The organism is Streptomyces sp. NPDC048290 (genome assembly GCF_040652095.1).
Taxonomy (GTDB): Bacteria; Actinomycetota; Actinomycetes; order Streptomycetales; family Streptomycetaceae; genus Streptomyces.
Genome location: NZ_JBEZLM010000027.1, coordinates 80,706 through 95,715, shown reverse-complemented (window position 1 = coordinate 95,715; position 15,010 = coordinate 80,706). Strand labels below are relative to the sequence as shown.

Sequence of the window (15,010 nt, the reverse complement as noted above, 5' to 3'; positions counted from 1 at the left end):
GGGAGGCGTCATGAGCGAGGCACAGGGGCAGGGACAGGCACCGGCGCGGCGGAGCTGCCAGCGACCGGGCTGCGAGGGCGCGTACGAGGACGTGGGCGGCGGGGAGCTGTACTGCGACACCTGTGGGCTGGCGCCGGTGGTGTCGCCCGACGGCATGGTCTCCTCGCCGCCGACCGGGCTGACGGCCGGCGGGCGCGGCTCGGCCAGCCGCGGCAGCGGCATCCGCTCCGGCTCGCGCGCCAGCTCCCGTACGTCGTCGCAGTCGTCGAAGTCGCGGCGGTCGGTGTCGGGGCGGCTGTCGCGCTCGCTGTCGGGGCGGTCCACGAGCCGGTCGGTGTCGGTGCGCAGTTCGGGCTCGGCGACCGGTACGGCGTCCCGGGGGCGGCTGGGCGCCGGGCTGGTGCAGGTGCCGCCGATCCCCCGGCCGGACCCGCGCGCGATGGTGCTGGACGATCCGGAGGTGCCGGAGCGCAAGCGGTTCTGCTCGCGCTCGGACTGCGGGGCGCCGGTGGGCCGCTCGCGCGGACAGCAGCCCGGCCGGGTGGAGGGCTTCTGCACCAAGTGCGGGCATCCGTACTCCTTCGTCCCGAAGCTGAAGGCCGGGGACGTGGTGCACGGGCAGTACGAGGTGGTGGGCTGTCTGGCGCACGGCGGGCTGGGCTGGATCTATCTCGCCGTGGACCGCGCGGTGTCCGACCGCTGGGTGGTGCTCAAGGGTCTGCTGGACACCGGGGACCAGGACGCGATGGCCGCCGCGATCTCCGAGCGGCGCTTCCTCGCCGAGATCGAGCACGCCAACATCGTGCGGATCTACAACTTCGTGGAGCACCTGGACCAGCGCACGGGCTCGCTGGACGGGTACATCGTCATGGAGTACGTGGGCGGCAAGTCGCTCAAGGAGATAGCCAACGGCCGCCGCACCCCGGACGGCAGACGCGATCCGCTGCCGGTGGAGCAGGCGTGCGCGTACGGCATCGAGGCGCTGGAGGCGCTCGGCCATCTGCACAGCCGCAATCTGCTGTACTGCGACTTCAAGGTCGACAACGCGATCCAGGCCGAGGACGAGCTGAAGCTCATCGACATGGGCGCGGTGCGCCGGATGGACGACGACGAGTCCGCGATCTACGGCACGGTCGGCTACCAGGCCCCCGAGGTCGCCGAGACCGGCCCGTCGGTGGCGTCCGACCTGTACACGGTGGGGCGGACGCTGGCCGTGCTGTCCTTCGACTTCCAGGGCTACACCGGTGTGTTCGCGGACTCGCTGCCCGACCCGGACCACATCGAGGTGTTCGCCCGCTACGAGTCGTACTACCGGCTGCTGGTGCGCTCCACCGACCCCGATCCGGTGCGCCGGTTCGCGTCCGCGCAGGAGATGGCGGAGCAGCTGACGGGCGTGTTGCGGGAGGTGGTCTCGCTCCAGACGGGGCGGGCGCGCCCGGCGCTGTCGACGCTGTTCGGGCCGGAGCTGCGGGTCACGGACACCGAGCTGTTCGCGGAGCTGACCGACGAGGTGTCCCGGCTGGGGGCGCGGGCGCGGACCGGGCGGGCGGCGCTGCCGCCGGGTACGCCGTCGCCGTCGGCGCCGCTCGCCTCGGTGGCGGGGGTGGCCGCCACGGTGCTGCCGCCGGCCGCGCCGAAGCTGGTGAGAGCGATCGACACGGCCGCCGCCGCGCTGGCCCTGCCGGTGCCGCACGTGGATTCGGCCGACCCCAACGCCGGTTTCCTTGCGGGGCTGCTGGCGTCGGCGCCCGGCGAGCTGATCAGCGCGCTCAACGCGGCGCCCGCCCCCTCCCCCGAGACCCGGCTGCGGCAGGTGCGGGCCTGGCTGGAGAACGGCGACCCGGACACCGCGCTGCGCGCCCTGGAGCGGCTGGAGGACGAGCGTCCCGACGACTGGCGGGTGGTCTGGTACCGGGGGGTGGCGGCGCTGGTCACCGGCGACTTCGAGGGCGCGGCGCTGGCCTTCGACGCGATCTACGACGCCTTCCCGGGCGAGATGGCGCCGAAGCTGGCGCTCGGGCTGTGCGCGGAGGTGCTGGGACAGTTGGACAACGCCGCCGAGTACTACCGGCTGGTGTGGACGACGGACCCGAGTTTCGTCAGCGCCGCGTTCGCCCTGGCCCGGGTCCAGCTCGCCGCGGGGGACCGGGCGGGTGCCGTACGGACGCTCGAATCGGTGCCGGAGGCGTCCATCCACTACACCGCCGCGCGGGTGGCGGCCGTCCGGGCCCGGCTGCGGCACCGCGCGCCGACCGCCTCCGACGTGCCGTTCCTGGACGATCTCAGCGCCGCGGCGGGCCAGGTGGAGGCGCTGAACGCGTACGGTCTTGACGCCACCCGGCGTGAGCGGCTGGCGACCGAGGTGCTCGGCTCGGCGCTGGACTGGATACTCTCCGAGGGCCGGGGTTCCGCCCCTCCCGCCGCCGGAGGACGGACACTGCTCGGCAACGGGCTGGACGAGCGGGGGCTGCGCTTCGGCCTGGAGCGCGCGTACCGCACGCTGGCCCGGCTGGCGCCGGGCGGCGAGGAGAGGATCGACCTGGTGGAACGTGCCAACCGTTACCGCCCCCGGACGTGGGTGTAGTTGATGTCGCAGAAGCCCCCGCAGACGCCCCCGCAGGCCGCTGTGTCCCATTGCCCCAGTTGCGCGGAGCCGCTGGAGTCCGGCGACCGTTTCTGCGGTGCGTGCGGTTACGACCTGTCCGCCGTGCCGCAGCGGCCGGACGGCAATCCGACGCTGACCCTGACCGCGCCGCCGCCTCCGCCGCCTCCCCCGGTCCCGCCCGCGCCCACCGAGCCCCCGGGCTGGCCCGACGCGCCCGAGGCGTCCGGCCGCCAGGCGCCCCACCTCCCGACCGATCTGCGCGGCACGGACTCCGGCGGTACCCCGCTGTCCGGCGGCGCCCCGGCGGCGGCGCCCCTGGGTGTCGTACCGCCGCAGGGGCCGCGGTCGGTGGCCGAGGCGGGGTCCGGTGGGTCCGGCGCGGCGGCCGGGGTGCGGTTCGACCGGCGCGCGGGACAGCCCGGCGACCCGGAGGCGGCCCTGGAGCCCGACGAGTACCCGCTCCAGGCACCCGACCCCCGGATCGCGGAGGCACCGCCCGCCCCGGCCGGGGTGTCGGTCTGTGTGGCCTGCCGCTCCGGGCGGGTGGACGACGACGGGTACTGCGAGAACTGCGGACACGCCCAGCCGCGCGAACGCGACCACATGGAGCAGGAGTCGGGTCCGGTGGCCGCCGTCAGCGACCGCGGGCTGCGCCACCACCGCAACGAGGACGCGTTCCGCGTCGGCTGCACCGCGCTGCCCGACGGCTCGCCCGTCCTGCTGGCGATCGTCTGCGACGGGGTCTCCTCGGCGACCCGGCCGGACGACGCCTCGCTGGCCGCGTCCCGCGCCGCCGGGGAGAGCCTGCTCACCGCGCTGCCCGCCGGGACGCATCCGCAGCAGGCGATGCACGACGCGATCGTCGCCGCGTCCCGCGCGGTCAACTCGCTCGCCAACGAGCCCGCGACGGCCCGTGAGCAGGGCCCGCACCAGAACGCCCCGGCGTGCACGCTGGTCGGCGCGATCGTGACCGGCGGGCTGCTGGTGGTGGGCTGGGTCGGCGACAGCCGCGCCTACTGGGTCCCGGCGGACCGCACCTCGCCGCCCGCCCGGCTCACCGAGGACGACTCCTGGGCCGCCCAGATGGTCGCCGCGGGCCTGATGAACGAGGCGGAGGCGTACGCCGACGAGCGCGCCCACGCGATCACCGGCTGGCTCGGCGCGGACGCCTACGAACTGGAGCCGCACACCGCGTCCTTCAAACCCGACCGGCCAGGCGTGGTGGTGGTGTGCACCGACGGCCTGTGGAACTACGCCGAGGGCGCCGAGGAGATGGCCCGGACGGTCCCGGTCGACGCGGCGGTACGGCCGCTGCACAGCGCCCGGGTCCTGGTCGGCCACGCCCTGGACGGCGGGGGCCACGACAACGTAACAGTGGCCGTCCTGCCGTTCCCGGCCGTGCCACAAGGGGCAGGATCGGCCTGAGACCGGTGGCGGGGGCGGGTATCGGGGTCCGTGGCGGGGCGGTTCAGGTGCCCGCCACGGGAATCCGGCCGTGGGACACCGCCCCGTGCGCACCAGAGGCCGGGGAGACCCCTGTGCCCGGCGGGAACCCCGGGGGGAGTCACGGGCGTCCCGAGAGGAGTTCCGTACGGAAATGATCGTCCGCGGGCCGGAGGGGACCGGTCCGCCCACCAATAGCGTCCCGGGCCGACCGGGACGTGCGAGGGGGATGTGAACAGGATGGCCAACTTCTCGAAGTCCACCGTGCCGCAGTTCGCGGTCGACGTGTACCAGAACCCGTATCTGCCGGAGGGCGGCCGGGAGGTCAACGCGATCGTCACGGTGAGCGCGACCGGCGGCGGGACCGTCGGCAGCGCGGTCGCCGCGCCGCACCTCTACTCGCCCGGAGAGGGCCCGTCCGCCGCGGTCGCCCTCATGGTCGACTGCTCGGGGTCGATGGACTACCCGCCGGCCAAGATGCGCGGCGCCCGGGAGGCGACCGCCGCCGCGATCGACACCCTGCGCGACGGGGTCCGGTTCGCGGTGATCGACGGGACGCATGTGGCGCGGGAGGCGTATCCGGGCGGCGGGCGGCTCGCGGTGGCCGATCCGACCACCCGGGAGCAGGCCAAGCAGGCGCTGCGGCGGCTGAGCGCGGGCGGCGGTACGGCGATCGGCACCTGGCTGCGGCTGGCCGACCGGCTGCTGTCGTCGGCGGAGGTCGAGATCCGGCACGGCATCCTGCTCACCGACGGGCGCAATGAGCATGAGTCGCCGGAGGATCTGAGAGCGGCGCTGGACGACTGTGCCGGACGGTTCACCTGTGACGCCCGGGGCGTGGGCACCGACTGGGAAGTGAAAGAAGTCACAGCGATCGCCTCGGCGCTGCTCGGGACCGCCGACATCGTGGCCGATCCGACCGGCCTGTCCGCCGACTTCACCGGCATGATGGAGACGGCGATGGGCAAGGAGGTCGCCGATGTCGCACTGCGGCTGTGGACACCGGTCGGGACGACGATCAAGTATGTGAAGCAGGTCGCGCCGAGCGTGGCGGACCTCACCGCGCGGCGCACGGAGGCGGGTCCGCGCGCGGGCGACTACCCGACCGGTTCCTGGGGCGACGAGTCCCGTGACTACCACGTCTGTGTGGAGGTTCCGGCGGCCGGTCTGGGCCAGGAGATGCTGGCCGCGCGGGTCTCGCTGGTCATACCCGAGCCCGGCGGCGGGACCCCGCGCACGCTCGGCACCCAGGGCCTCGTCCGGGCCGTGTGGACGGACGACATGACGGCGTCGACGTCGATCAACCCTCAGGTCGCCCACTACACCGGCCAGGCAGAACTGGCGCAAGTCATCCAGCAAGGGCTTGATTTGCGCAAATCCGGAGATATCGATGGCGCAACGGCCAAACTGGGCCGCGCCGTTCAGCTCGCCAGCGCGTCCGGCAACGCCGATACGGCGAAACTCCTTGCGAAGGTGGTGGACGTCGTGGACGCCACGACAGGTACTGTGCGACTGAAGGCGAAGGTCGCGGAGGCCGACGAGATGACTCTCGAAACACGGTCGACAAAGACTGTTCGTGTAAAGAAGTAGCAGCCCCTCGGGGTGGGAGAGACCGGCCGTGGGGCCGGGACGAAGGAGAGGGGGAAGCGCCGACATGCCGACCTGCCCGAACGGACACCAGTCGGGTTCCGACGACTGGTGCGAGGTCTGCGGTCACCGCATGGCCGGTGCCGTACCGCCGCCTCCCCCGCCGCCCCCGGCCGCCGGGGGCTACGGCTTCCCGCCGCCCGCCGGACCCCCGCAGGGCGGGGGCTATCCCGCCCCCGGACGCCCGCCGGAGCTGTGCCCGCAGTGCCGTACGCCCCGCGAGGGGGCGGCGCCGTTCTGCGAGGAGTGCCGGTGGAACTTCCTGACGAACACGGCGACGTCGTACACGCCCGCGGCACCGCGTCCGCCCGCCGGGGGTCCACCGCCGGGCTTCCAGACGGGACCGGGCGGGGCCCCTGGCCCCGGCCCCGGTCAGGCGCCCGGCCCGACGTACGGCGGTGGCGCCGACGGGTACGACTACCAGGGCTCGCGCCCGTCGCAGATGAACCGCCCCGCGGAGCCGATCCCGCCGGGCGGGGGCGGCTTCGGCGACCCGAACGCACCGCGTCCGGGAGCGCCGGGCGGCTTCGGCGGACCGGGCGGACCTGGCGGACCGGGCGGCTTCGGCGGACCCGGTGGCGGTCCTTACGGTGCGGGCGGTCCTGGTGGTGGCGGCCACGGCGGTGACCCGTCGCAGCGGCCCGGCCCCCCGCCGACCAACCCCGGCCCCGGCATGGGCGGCGGCGCCCCGCAGGCGTTCCACCAGCAGCCGGCCCCTCCCGGACACGCCGGACCTCCCGGACATCCGGGGCCTCCCGGCCCGCCCGGACCGCCTCCCGCGCCCGGTTTCCCGCAGGAGACGGGCCGGCCCCCCGGCGGTGGGCCCCCCGCCGGTGGCGGTCCCTTCGGGCGCGCCGAGGACGACTGGGTGATCTCCCCGCCGACGGGTGGCGCCGGTGGCGCGCCCGCCGCCGGGTACGGCTATCCGCAGCCGGGTGCCACGCAGGCGCCGCCCGCGCCGCCGGTCCCGCAGCGCCCGCTGACCTGGGCCGCGACGATCGGTCCCGACCGGGACTACTTCCTGGCGATGATGCAGCGTTCGGGCCCCGAGGCGGCGGGTCTGAACCTGCCCGCGTACAGCCCGGAGCAGCAGCGCGCCCTCACCGGCAACCAGATCACCATCGGCCGGCGCAGGCACTCGACGGGGGAGACCCCGGACATCGATCTGTCGGTGCCGCCGGAGGACCCGGGCGTCTCGCACCAGCACGCGGTGCTGGTGCAGCAGCCGGACGGGAGCTGGGCGGTGGTCGACCAGAACTCCACGAACGGGACGACGGTGAACGGCTCGGACGAGCCCATCCAGCCGTTCGTGCCGGTGCCGTTGCAGGACGGCGACCGGGTGCATGTGGGCGCGTGGACGACGATCACGATCCGGCGCGGCTGAGCGAGACCCGTCTATCGCGGGAGGGGCCAGGCGTACGGCCCCTCCGGTTCGTCGAGCCAGGACCAGGCGCGGTCGCCCGCGACGGTGATGCCGTAGCGCTCGCGGCGTGGACGGCCCTCGTGCTCCCACAGGGCGTAGGCGTCCTGGGGGTCGAGGCTGCCGCGGGTGAGGGCGACGAGGAACCGGAAGAGATCGTGGTCCCGCCCCCGCCGGGGCACCCCGCCGAGCCCGGGGGACTCCACCTCGGGACGGCTCCCGCCCCGCAGCGGAACGAAGAACGCCGGAGTGTCCAGGAACCGCCCCTCCGCGTACCCCGGGGCACGGACGTCGAGGGCGATCAGTCCGGTGGCGAGCGGGGTGAGGACCCGGCCGCCGGGACGGCACTGGGTGAGCCAGGGGCGCGGGACGGTCGGCAGGGCACAGGTGGCGATGATCCGGTCGAAGGGGGCGCGTTCGGGGACGCCCCGGGCGCCGTCGCCGGTGACGACGACGGGACGGTGTCCGCTGAGCGCGAGATGGACGCGGGCGGCGTCGGTGATCTCGGGTTCGAGGTCGATGGTGGTGACGAGGGAGTCGTCACCGAGGCGGTGGGCGAGCAGGGCGGCGTTGTAGCCGGTGCCGGTGCCGATCTCCAGGACCCGGTCGCCGTCATGCACGCCGAGGGCGACGAGCATCAGCGCCATCAGGGAGGGCTGGCTGCTGGAGGAGACGAGTTCGCCGTCGCGCAGCCGGGTGGCGAGCGGGGCGTCGGCGTAGGCGCCGAGCAGCCAGCGCTCACGGGCGGCGGGGTCGGGGTCGTCGCCCCAGGAGCGCTCGCCGGCGTCGTAGTAATAGGGCACGAAGAGGTGCCGGGGCACGGCGAGGAACGCCTGCCGCCACACCGGATCGGTGTCCCAGGCCCCGGTGGCGTCGATCTCCCGCACCAGCGCCTCGCGTGCCGCCACGGCAAGCGTTACCGGCTCCCGCCCGGGAGCGTGCGCGCCACCCATGCCTCCACTGTGCGGCGAATCGCGACGGGAGGCGAGCAGACGACGATGAGCGACACGCCGATCACGCTGAGCACGGAACGACGGGAGGCCCTCGAATGCGCCCCGCAGCACTGACCCTGACGGCGGCGGCGGTCATGGCCGCCCTGTCCGGATGCTCGTCCTGGGTCTGCACAAACACGACCGCCGAGCGCGGCGAGGCAGCCGTCGAGGTACGGATCGTGAACGCGTCCGGCCAGTTCCTCGACTCCACCGCCGAGGTGACCGACTGGCGCCTGGAACCCCACCCGCAGGCACCGTCTCAAGGCGACCAGGTGCACTTCGAGTACCGCTTCGAGGGCGCCGTCGAGCTGTCGAACCCGTCGGTGGACGCCTGCGCGGTCGACGACAGCCGGGTGGCGCTGGGCTGTGTGACGGTCCACTCGTCCCAGGCGTTCGGCCCGGACGGCCCCCTGACGGGCGACGCCTGGCTGACGCTGGAGCACCCGGAGCGGGCGACGGAGGTCCTGCTCCTCCCCAACGACCAGTCCTACCCGGGCCGCACCTGCGAGCAGGACCCGAAGGACGGCGGGGGTCCCCATCCTCCGGAACCGGCGGGGAGGGGGGATCAGTTGTGACCCGACGTCACCCGCGCCGCAGGGGGCAGCCCAGGTCGGGCCGAGCCCGATTGGGCGCGCAGCTGACCACGGACAGATACAGAAAGGCGGGCTGTTCGAGGTAGAACCCCCAGGACACGTCCCCGCCCCAGCCGAGCCGCGCGGCGGCCGAGCCGACCAGCGCGGTGAGCCGGGCTCGGTCGCGGTCGGGTCCGGCGGCGAAACGGGGCGCGTACTCGGCGACACGCGCTCCGAGCCAGCGCGCCGCGGCGTGCGGCTCCGCCCAGGTGCCGCGCACCTGGCCCGCCGGTTTGACCAGCCAGTGGGCGGTCTCCAGCGGGGGCAGCTCCACGACCGGGAACCCGGCCTTGACCTCCCGGTACCGCTGGACCAACTCCGGCCGGGCGCCGGCGGGCGGTGGTACGGGGTGGGCGGGCCGCCGCAGCGCCTCGTCGTCGAACCGCTGCTTCGGGCCGGTCCACAGGTAGCCGTGATGGTGCACCTGCTCGCCCTCCCTGCCCTGCGACGTCAGGCCGAGAGCCCGAAACGGGTCGGGTCGATCCCGGCGGCGTGCAACTCGGCGGTGGTGAAGCGGAGCGGGGCGGTACCGGGTCGCTTGCTGTCGCCCAGCGCCCAGGCGTCGGGGCCGAGCCGGGCGAGGGTGGCACACGATTCGCCGTCGGGGTGGGTGTTGCCACCGCAGGCCCTCGTGAAGGCGGTGGGGTCGGGGAGGGGGAGGTCGTACAGATCGGTCATCGCCGTGCCCTTCCGAGAGGGGGTCGGATCACGCCCGGTGTTTGGCGGATGTGGCCACGCTAGAGGGCTGGCGCGGGCATGGACGAGCATTGTGCATGGATGTGCGTACAGGCTTGTTTACTGCTGCTGAGGCATCAGCGTGTCTTGACTTGAGCTCGGTTGGGGCGGCAAGTTGGCGCACATCAGTGCACGGCGAGAATGAGGGAGGACGTCATGCGCTTACGGTTCATCGGGATCGATCCGGAGACGGGAAAGGTAGGGTCCCCCACCGCGTGGGTGGACATGGACAACGCGGACATCGTGATCCAGAGCTACACCGCCGACGAGGAGACTCGTGCGGCCTGTGTGAGGAACACCGCGCCCGGCCATCAGAAGGGTGTTCCGGACCACGAGACCGTGATCCGGGTCCCGGCCCATCTCGCGCCGATCCTGAGGGAGGCATGTGATGCCGCAGAACGTGCCCAGCTTTAGTGAGTTGCTGGGTGCCGCCCAGCACTCGGCCGTGCATCTCGAAATGCGCGATCAGTACGCCGTCGGCGATGAGTCGGACGACTTCGACACCTGGCTGAGGACGGGGCACAGGGACGCCGACCCGGCCTCGGAGTACTGGGCGCCCTGGGTCGAGCTGATCTCCGGCACGGTGGCGCGGGGCGTGGTGGTGCGGCGGGCCCGGATCGTGTCCGAGCCGGTCACGGACTACATCCGCTACGAGCACGCGGGCGCCGGGGTCAATGTGACGGCGGGCGAGCAGGTGCGGTGGCTGCCACGACCCCGGGCCGTCGACCTGATGCTGCCCGGCGCCGATCTGTGGCTCTTCGACGGGGCTCGGGTCCTGTTCAACCACTTCACCGGCGTGGGAGATTGGGCGGACCCGCGCCAGGAACTGCGGACGGAACCGACTATCGTCAAGCAGTGTTCGGACGCGTTCGAGGCGGTCTGGGAACGCGCCATCCCGCACGACACGTACGAGATTCACTGACAGAAAGCACCGTTGGCTGGCTTATGACGAAGTCGCCGTCCTCCTCCGCCCAGGCCGCCCGCGAGAATGTGGCGCGGCGGTTGCGGGAGTTGCGGAGGAACAGCGGTCTGACCGTCACCGAGCTGGCCAACGACTGCGGTTGGCATCACGCCAAGACCTCACGGATCGAGAACGCCCGTACGCCACCTTCACCGACGGACATCCGTCTGTGGTGCCGGGCGACCGGAGCGGCCGAGGAGATCGCGGATCTGATCGCGGCCTCGCAGCACGCGGAATCGTTGTACCGCGAGTGGCGACAGCGGGTACGGACCGGGCTGGCCAGGCTCCAGGACAGCTACGTGGAGTTGTACCGGTCCACCGACCTGCTGCGCGAGTACTCTCCGGTGCTGGTCCCCGGGCTGCTTCAGACCGAGGGATACGCGCGGGCGCTGCTCGGCATGAGCGCCGGCTTCCACGGGGCTCCGGACGACGTGGGGGAAGCGGCTGCTGCCCGTGTGCGGCGGTCGCAGGTGATCCATGAACCTGGCCACCGGTTCGTGCATGTGGTCGAGGAAGCCGTGCTGTACTACCAGCTCGGTGACGCCGAGTCGATGGCCGCGCAGTTGGGCCACCTCCTCACCGCCGGGGCGCTCCCCCAGGTGTCGTTCGGCATCATCCCCACGGCCACGCGCGAGCGCTCGCTGTGGCCGCAGGAGACGTTCACCATTCATGACGACACCCTCGTGTCCGTCGAGCTGGCGACCGCCGAGGTCAACATCACCCAGCCCTCCGAGATCGCCCTCTACCTGAAGGCGTTCGACCAGCTCCGGAGCATGGCGGTGTACGGGGCGGAGGCGCGGGCGCTGATCGTGCGGGCGATCGACGCCCTGGGCTGACCCGGACGCCGGGCCGGGCCGGGAGGACCCGGCCGGACGTCCGCTTCCGGTCGCGGGCTAACGCCCCTGGCACGCGAATCGGACGAACGACGACCATGTCGCAGCGTTCACCACGAGTGCCGGGCCGGTCTTGTTCTTGGAGTCGCGGATGCCGATCTCGGCGGGGAAGTGGGCGACCTCGACGCAGTTGTTTCCGGCGCCGTCGGAGTACGACGACTTGCGCCAGTGCGCTCCGCGGGCCGCCAGGTCTTCGACTGTGCGAGGAGTGTGCCAGTCGGTCATGTCGAGATCTCCCAGGTCAACAGGCCAAGACAGGACGGGCTAGCGATCCCGCCGCACGAGTGGTACGAACGACGACCACGCCGCCGTCGAGACGACCAGCGCGGGGCCCTTCGGGTACTTGGAGTCGCGGATGCCGACGCTGGAGTCCCGGTGGGCGATCTCAAGGCAGTTGCCACCCGAGTCGTTGCTGTACGACGACTTGCGCCATTGCCACCGTGCTGCGCGGGCAGCCAGATCCCGGGCTGTACGAGAAGCGTGCTGTTCCGTCATGTCGAGAACCTCCGGGTCAGCATCTCCTACGAGCTAGCGTCCCCGGCACGCGAATCGGACGAACGACGACCATGTCGCAGCGTTCACCACGAGTGCCGGGCCGGTCTTGTTCTTGGAGTCGCGGATGCCGATCTCGGGTGTGAGGTGGGCGACTTCGACGCAGCTGTTGCCCGTGCCGTCGCTGTAGGAGGACTTGAACCAGGCTGCTTCCGGGGCGACGTCGGTGGACGCCTGCTGGGCTCGATGCGTGCTAATGGCTCTGCTGCTTTCCGGCGAACTCTTCCAGGAAAACAATGGTCTCCTCCAGACCGAGCGCGGCACCGACCATCGCGTTGAACCGGCGAGTGAACCGTTCGACCTCACGGGGCTTGTCGGACGTGGACACGCTACCCCACGCATTATCCGACTGGACCCGGGAAGGCAGCCCCGCGAGATGGAGGATGGCGAAGTCGTTGGTCGCCCTGTAGCCACGCTTGAAAGGGAGGACCTGTATCGAGACATGGCCCTTGTGCGCCAGCTCGATCAGTTCCCGGTACTGGCACCGCATGGTGTCCTCGTCACCGACGGGGATGCGCAGTGCGCCTCTCCGACGATCATCCGCAGCCGGACGTCATCGCGTTCAAGAACCCGGCGCTTGCGCTCCATGCGCAGCTCCACGTTGCGCTGGATGAACTCGTTGGTGGTGTCCTCGACGGGCCGCTGGACCTCGAACAGGGCCCGCGCGTAGTCAGGGGTCTGGATGAGGCCGTGTACGAGGGTCGGGTGGTAGGCCAGGATCTCCGACGCCTCGGCCTCCAGCCCCACATAGTGCGGCATCCCCGTCGGCATGAATGTGCGGTACTGGATCAGCCACGCCTCGTTGGGCGCCTCACGGTTCAGTTCGAGCAGTTGCTCGATCAGTTCCTCGTCGTCCACGGAGTATCGCTTCAGCAGCGTGCGTAGGTCGCCCACATTGCGACGGAAATTCAGCTCGCCGCTCTCGATCCGGGCGAGTGATGCCTCGGACAGCGCCTTGAGTCCCCGTACGGCCGCTTTGCGGGTCATTCCGCGTGCTCTCCCATCCTCGACGGGTGGGCAGTTCTCACGCAGCTGCCGAAGCTGGATTCCGAGTTCCAGGCGCCGTCCGGTCGCTCCTCGTTTCGCTGCCATGTGCATCACTCCTCTGCCTCTGCGCTGGTCATGCACGCCCCTGCGCGGAGCGTGACACTCCCTGTGCAGGTGCTCGCATAGTCCATTTACGCCCCCGTTGAATTTTCAGCGGGGATTCGATTGATTCCCAACCGCGCCAGGCATCACCGTAGTTGAACCAACACGTTCCGTGATGGCCAATCGGTGGAGTCCTGCGCTACGGCGCGATCTCGCCGTGCCGGTCCACATCCCCCACACGGAGGTCGGGGCATGACATCCCCTGCGATCACCACCCAGGACTTCGGTGCCCGCATGTCCATGGAGCTCTCCTTCCAAAGAGACCCCGCGTCCACCCCCCACCACCTCACCCCCGAGGACGCGGTCTGGCCCCGGCGGCTGCGGTGGGTCGTGCGGGGTGTGCTCGGCCAGGGTGCGCAGGCGCGGGTCGTCGGGGACGCCGAGACGCTGGTCAGTGAGCTGGTCACCAATGCGTTGCGGCACGGCGGGGGCGATATCCGGTTCCGGATGCGGGTTCGCGGTGGGCGGGTTCTCATCGAGGTGCGGGACGGGTCGTCCGTCGTCCCACGGGTGCGCCACGCGTCCGTGGAGGATGAGCACGGGCGGGGGCTCGTCCTCGTGGACGCTCTCGCCGATGAATGGGGCGTGAGTGCCGACGGCACCACGATCTGGTGCGCCCTTCCCCTACCGGCGCCGTGATCTCCCGCCCCCACCGACCGCAGGAGCAAGGTGTTCAGCGCAGAGCCTCCCCCCTACGACCGCGACCAGCCCCACCGCACCGGTCCCCTCCTCGTCAACCACGACCTCCATCAGCTCGGGCTCGGCGACAACTGGGCCGTCGTCGGGCGGCAGCAGGGCCGCGACCTCTGGGGGACCGATGTCACCCCGGGTCACGGCTGGAGCCGGGCGCTGTACGCCCCGGAGTGCGCCTGGCCCCGGGGCGCCCGGCTCTGTGTCGTCGTCCAGTGGTTTCCCGATGCGGTGCTTCGGCGGGCGACGCAAGGTGTCCAGGGGCTGTGGGACTCCCGGCTCGACGCCGTCGCCGACGCGCTGCGCGGGCGCGGGTATGTCGTCGAGCGCGCGGGGCGGGCCGCCGTACCCGGGCATGACGCCCAGGCCGACCTGCTCGTCTATCGGATGGAGGAGGGACACCCGCCGCCCGTCCGGGCCGCCGGGGCGTGGGGGGCGGTGCCGAAGCCGCGGGAGTACCGGTATCCCGAGGTGCCGCCCGTCGAGCGGCTGCGCTATCTCGTGCACACCGCGGAGCTGCCGCACGTCCGGCAGGTGTGGGTGCGGGACCTGCCCAGCTGTCTGTGGCCGCCCGGCGCCGCGCTCTGCGCCCGGGTGCAGTGGCGGCCCGAGCCCGGTGGCGGGACCCGTGCCGTGCGGCAGGGGCTGCGCGGGATCACCGCCTTCGCCGACTCCGCCGGGCTCCAGGTGCAGCTGGCGGAGCGGGAGCCGCCGCCCACCGCCGAAGTCCGCGATCTGCTGCTGCATGGGGATGGGCCGGTGGGGACCTAGGGCTCAGGTCCTCCGTCTGGCCGTCTGAGAGCATGGACGGTGTGAATGAGATTCCGCGCGGCACGCTTCCTGAGCAGACCTTCTACGAGCAGGTCGGCGGGGAGGAGACGTTCCGCCGCCTGGTCCACCGTTTCTACGAAGGCGTCGCCGAGGACCCGGTCCTGCGGGCGATGTACCCGGAGGAGGACCTCGGGCCCGCCGAGGAGCGGTTCGCGCTGTTTCTCATGCAGTACTGGGGCGGACCCACCACGTACAGCGACAACCGGGGCCACCCCCGGCTGCGGATGCGGCACGCCCCGTTCGTCGTGGACCAGGCCGCCCATGACGCGTGGCTGCGGCACATGCGGGTCGCCGTGGACGAGCTGGGGCTGTCGCCCGAGCATGAGCAGACGCTGTGGAAGTACCTCACCTATGCCGCGGCTTCGATGATCAATACGGCTGGCTGAGGCGCCCCCGTTCCTAGATCGTTCGCTGAAGCTCGGATTCCGGGCGATCTTCGCCGATTTTCGGTCACGATCCG

Annotated in this window: 17 protein-coding genes and 1 pseudogene; 11 read left to right on the top strand and 7 right to left on the bottom strand. The window is 72.2% G+C overall.

Going from position 1 to position 15,010, the window contains the following annotated elements:
* Nucleotides 1-10: 10 nt before the first annotated feature.
* The 4 genes from AB0D49_RS34520 to AB0D49_RS34505 all read left to right on the top strand — a co-directional run bounded on the left by AB0D49_RS34520 (nt 11) and on the right by AB0D49_RS34505 (nt 7,079).
* Complete coding sequence (locus tag AB0D49_RS34520) at nt 11-2,584, top strand: tetratricopeptide repeat protein (RefSeq protein WP_362765573.1); 2,574 nt, start codon at nt 11-13, stop codon at nt 2,582-2,584.
* Between the two features lie 3 nt (nt 2,585-2,587).
* On the top strand, nt 2,588-4,030 hold the full coding sequence (locus AB0D49_RS34515) for a PP2C family serine/threonine-protein phosphatase (protein ID WP_362765570.1): 1,443 nt from the start codon (nt 2,588-2,590) through the stop codon (nt 4,028-4,030).
* A 258-nt stretch (nt 4,031-4,288) separates the two neighbouring features.
* A complete protein-coding gene (locus AB0D49_RS34510; protein WP_362765567.1) occupies nt 4,289-5,638 on the top strand; it encodes a VWA domain-containing protein in 1,350 nt (449 codons plus the stop codon).
* Between the two features lie 64 nt (nt 5,639-5,702).
* Nucleotides 5,703-7,079 carry an FHA domain-containing protein gene (locus tag AB0D49_RS34505; protein ID WP_362765564.1) on the top strand — a complete coding sequence of 459 codons (1,377 nt, stop codon included), beginning with the start codon at nt 5,703-5,705 and terminating at the stop codon, nt 7,077-7,079.
* Nucleotides 7,080-7,090: 11 nt separating this feature from the next.
* On the opposite strand, the gene AB0D49_RS34500 is transcribed toward AB0D49_RS34505, so the two are convergent.
* The gene (locus tag AB0D49_RS34500) at nt 7,091-8,068 is read right to left on the bottom strand and encodes a methyltransferase domain-containing protein (protein WP_362765561.1); all 978 of its coding nucleotides are present in this window, start codon (nt 8,066-8,068) and stop codon (nt 7,091-7,093) included.
* Between the two features lie 95 nt (nt 8,069-8,163).
* On the opposite strand from AB0D49_RS34500, the gene AB0D49_RS34495 reads away from it, so the two are divergent.
* Nucleotides 8,164-8,682 carry a hypothetical protein gene (locus AB0D49_RS34495; RefSeq protein ID WP_362765558.1) on the top strand — a complete coding sequence of 173 codons (519 nt, stop codon included), beginning with the start codon at nt 8,164-8,166 and terminating at the stop codon, nt 8,680-8,682.
* Nucleotides 8,683-8,689: 7 nt separating this feature from the next.
* Here AB0D49_RS34495 and AB0D49_RS34490 read toward each other — a convergent pair whose 3' ends face one another.
* Nucleotides 8,690-9,163: a hypothetical protein gene (locus AB0D49_RS34490; protein WP_362765555.1), complete on the bottom strand. Its 474-nt coding sequence runs from the start codon at nt 9,161-9,163 to the stop codon at nt 8,690-8,692.
* 26 nt (nt 9,164-9,189) lie between these two features.
* Complete coding sequence (locus AB0D49_RS34485) at nt 9,190-9,417, bottom strand: DUF397 domain-containing protein (RefSeq protein WP_362765552.1); 228 nt, start codon at nt 9,415-9,417, stop codon at nt 9,190-9,192.
* A 282-nt stretch (nt 9,418-9,699) separates the two neighbouring features.
* On the opposite strand from AB0D49_RS34485, the gene AB0D49_RS34480 reads away from it, so the two are divergent.
* From AB0D49_RS34480 to AB0D49_RS34470, 3 genes are read left to right on the top strand one after another with little or no spacing between them, the layout of a single operon-like run.
* The gene (locus tag AB0D49_RS34480) at nt 9,700-9,888 is read left to right on the top strand and encodes a hypothetical protein (RefSeq protein ID WP_362765549.1); all 189 of its coding nucleotides are present in this window, start codon (nt 9,700-9,702) and stop codon (nt 9,886-9,888) included.
* A complete protein-coding gene (locus AB0D49_RS34475; RefSeq protein ID WP_362765546.1) occupies nt 9,863-10,396 on the top strand; it encodes a DUF6879 family protein in 534 nt (177 codons plus the stop codon). Before AB0D49_RS34480 ends, AB0D49_RS34475 begins: the two co-directional genes overlap by 26 nt.
* A 23-nt stretch (nt 10,397-10,419) precedes the next feature.
* Entirely contained in the window at nt 10,420-11,271 is an 852-nt protein-coding gene (locus AB0D49_RS34470) for a helix-turn-helix transcriptional regulator (protein WP_362765543.1), read from the top strand.
* Nucleotides 11,272-11,328: 57 nt separating this feature from the next.
* On the opposite strand, the gene AB0D49_RS34465 is transcribed toward AB0D49_RS34470, so the two are convergent.
* The 4 genes and pseudogenes from AB0D49_RS34465 to AB0D49_RS34450 form a co-directional block, all read right to left on the bottom strand.
* Nucleotides 11,329-11,553: a DUF397 domain-containing protein gene (locus AB0D49_RS34465; protein WP_362765540.1), complete on the bottom strand. Its 225-nt coding sequence runs from the start codon at nt 11,551-11,553 to the stop codon at nt 11,329-11,331.
* 39 nt (nt 11,554-11,592) lie between these two features.
* A complete protein-coding gene (locus tag AB0D49_RS34460) occupies nt 11,593-11,823 on the bottom strand; it encodes a DUF397 domain-containing protein (RefSeq protein ID WP_362765537.1) in 231 nt (76 codons plus the stop codon).
* A 33-nt stretch (nt 11,824-11,856) separates the two neighbouring features.
* Nucleotides 11,857-12,078: a DUF397 domain-containing protein gene (locus AB0D49_RS34455; RefSeq protein WP_362765666.1), complete on the bottom strand. Its 222-nt coding sequence runs from the start codon at nt 12,076-12,078 to the stop codon at nt 11,857-11,859.
* Nucleotides 12,074-12,972: pseudogene (locus AB0D49_RS34450) on the bottom strand (DUF5753 domain-containing protein). Before AB0D49_RS34450 ends, AB0D49_RS34455 begins: the two are co-directional and overlap by 5 nt.
* A gap of 249 nt (nt 12,973-13,221) precedes the next feature.
* On the opposite strand from AB0D49_RS34450, the gene AB0D49_RS34445 reads away from it, so the two are divergent.
* From AB0D49_RS34445 to AB0D49_RS34435, 3 genes are read left to right on the top strand one after another with little or no spacing between them, the layout of a single operon-like run.
* Nucleotides 13,222-13,668 carry an ATP-binding protein gene (locus AB0D49_RS34445; RefSeq protein WP_362765534.1) on the top strand — a complete coding sequence of 149 codons (447 nt, stop codon included), beginning with the start codon at nt 13,222-13,224 and terminating at the stop codon, nt 13,666-13,668.
* A gap of 30 nt (nt 13,669-13,698) precedes the next feature.
* Nucleotides 13,699-14,490: a hypothetical protein gene (locus AB0D49_RS34440; RefSeq protein ID WP_362765531.1), complete on the top strand. Its 792-nt coding sequence runs from the start codon at nt 13,699-13,701 to the stop codon at nt 14,488-14,490.
* Between the two features lie 32 nt (nt 14,491-14,522).
* Nucleotides 14,523-14,936 (top strand): globin, encoded by a 414-nt coding sequence (locus AB0D49_RS34435; RefSeq protein ID WP_362765528.1) that lies wholly within the window; start codon nt 14,523-14,525, stop codon nt 14,934-14,936.
* The last annotated feature ends 74 nt before the right edge of the window (nt 14,937-15,010 follow it).